The sequence below is a fragment of the Sphingobacterium sp. UBA7253 genome (assembly GCF_002472745.1).
In the GTDB taxonomy this organism is placed as follows: domain Bacteria; phylum Bacteroidota; class Bacteroidia; order Sphingobacteriales; family Sphingobacteriaceae; genus Sphingobacterium; species Sphingobacterium siyangense.
In genome coordinates this window covers 46918-49267 of the sequence record NZ_DKSP01000102.1, presented here as the reverse complement: position 1 = coordinate 49267, position 2350 = coordinate 46918, and the positions used below count along the sequence as shown (strand labels likewise).

The following is a 2350-nucleotide window of genomic DNA, read 5'->3' as shown; positions in this document are numbered from 1 at the left end:
CGATCTAATACCATTTTTATTCCGCATTAAGCTATCCATTACTGGGGGAGGAATTTTATGAAAGAGCTCGAAAAGTCGGGCCGGCAGTAGATATTTAGTTCGTTTTTCTTCAGGTTTAAAGTGAAAGATGCAAGTTTCGATAGGTCAGATTTTTTTGGTAAATTAGTAACCATATGATAGCGTTAACGGAGGACAGGACTGTTGATTTTACCATATTTTTATTTAATATATCAGTAGCTTTATGCGGGAAATCAATTGTCATGAGGAAAAAATTCACCTGTGTGGAAATATACAGTCTTTTGGGCATTTATTTATCTTTGAAGACGATAAGTGTATTGCGGTAAGCGAAAACTGTGCCGCTATTGCAGGTGATGAATACTCCGCAATGCTGGGCATGACAGTAGACGATGTTCTTCATCGGATAACTCCTTCATTTGAACTTCGTGGAGAGAATATTGAACAAGCTGTTTCCGACAGTATGTTTGCCAGGTATTCCGATCGGGTGACTATTCATCAAGACGATTATTTTTTAAGTCTCTATAGGTATGATGGCAAAATTTTTCTTGAAATAGAAGCCTGCAACCCTCTTGCTGTCAAAACGACCAAATTATATTATTATGCAAAGCATTTAGATGACCGAAGCAGCGGCAACTCTTGCTGGCAAGCATTGACTGAATTGATTAAGGACATTATTCACTATGATCGGGTGATGGTGTATCGCTTTTTGGAAGATAATAGTGGACAAGTTATTGCAGAGAGCAAGACTGCTGATCTGGAATCGTTGATGAATTATCGTTATCCGGAATTCGATATTCCTGCACAGGCGCGCGAGCTTTACCGTATTTTTCATGCCCGCCATACGGCGGATGTCAATGCGGAAGCGATTCCGCTGATGGGGCGGAGTGCCGATGATCTCGATCTTACACGCTGCAGCCTTCGGGCACTTTCACCCATGCATTTACAATACCTTAAAAATGCCGGCGTAAAGGCGAGTGCAAGTTTTAGCATTATCGTGGACGATGAGCTCTGGGGGCTTGTTGCCTGTCAGAATCGAGAGCCAATGCATGTCGATCTTTCACAGCGCCATCTATGTACTTTTCTTACACAATACGCTGTAAACAATTATCTGGCAGATTTTCAGAAGAAACAAGTGAAAGTTCAGAAAAATCTATCGCAGCTGAAGCATGATCTAAAAAGTGATTTGTTGGTCAAGCGCGACTTGTATGACGTGTTGGAAAAGTATGCCGTGCGTATTATGGAGGTAATGAATGGGCACGGTCTACTCATTAAACGTGATCGTGCGATCATGATGGTGGGTGAGGTGCCTGATAAAAAAATGCTCCGAGAAATTGATAAAAAAATAGCCACTGCAGAGTTTTTTGCGACTGATAGATTTAAGGAGGATGGTCCTTCCGAAGATGTTGAAATGTTTCCCGGTGTATTGCGCATCAGTATTCTGCCCGCAAATAACTGGTACTTATATGTTTTTAGAAAAGAACGCCTGATAGAAGAGACTTGGGCAGGGAAGCCGGAAAAAGTGATGCAGGTAGACGAAGATAGAAAGATTACCTTTCCTTCGCCACGTTCTTCTTTCGAGGCATGGAAAAAAATTACAAAAGGCAAAGCCGAAAAATGGCAATCTTCAGAACTCGCTTTTATCGAAAATATTACACAGCTTATACAACAAGCGGTAGCACAGCGTGGGGGAGAGATTGATGAATTGAACAAGAAACTGGTGCGCTCTAATAATGCGCTTGATACTTTTGGCTACACGCTGACCCATGATCTTAAAAATCCGCTGACGACAATACAGCTCACTGCACAAATGTTGCTCCATAAAAAAGACATCTCTGACGAACTGCTTGCAAAGTCAATGAAAAATATCTTGGAGGGGACGCAGCTGATGCGGGATATGATGGATAAAGTCTACCAAATGTCAAAGGTAAATCATGTAGACTTTGTGTTCGAACCAATTAATCCACAGTCCAAGATTGTCAATATCGTTGAAAATTGCAAACAGCAATACCAAGTCCCGCATTTGGAATTTATAATGGGCGAAATACTGCCTATATTGGGGGAGAGAACACTGATCTATCAATTATTTCTGAACCTTGTTGGCAATGCCATAAAATACAGCAGTAAGAGGCAAAACCCGCAAGTGTCCGTTGAGAGCATGCGGCAGGGAAATACGGTCCGGTATGATATCAAGGATAATGGAATCGGAATTGATTTGAAGGATGGTGACAAAATTTTTGAAATCTTTAGCCGAATGTCCAATACAGAAGGCTTTGAGGGTTCGGGGGTTGGCCTTTCCATTGTTAAACAAATTGCGAGTAAGCTCAACGCAGCT

General features: G+C 41.6%; 1 protein-coding gene. It reads left to right on the top strand.

Features of this window, described 5'->3' with window-relative positions:
* Nucleotides 1-241: 241 nt before the first annotated feature.
* Nucleotides 242-2350, top strand: a 2109-nt coding sequence (locus B2X72_RS09920; protein ID WP_286849442.1) for an ATP-binding protein, incomplete at its 3' end; no start/stop codon positions are given.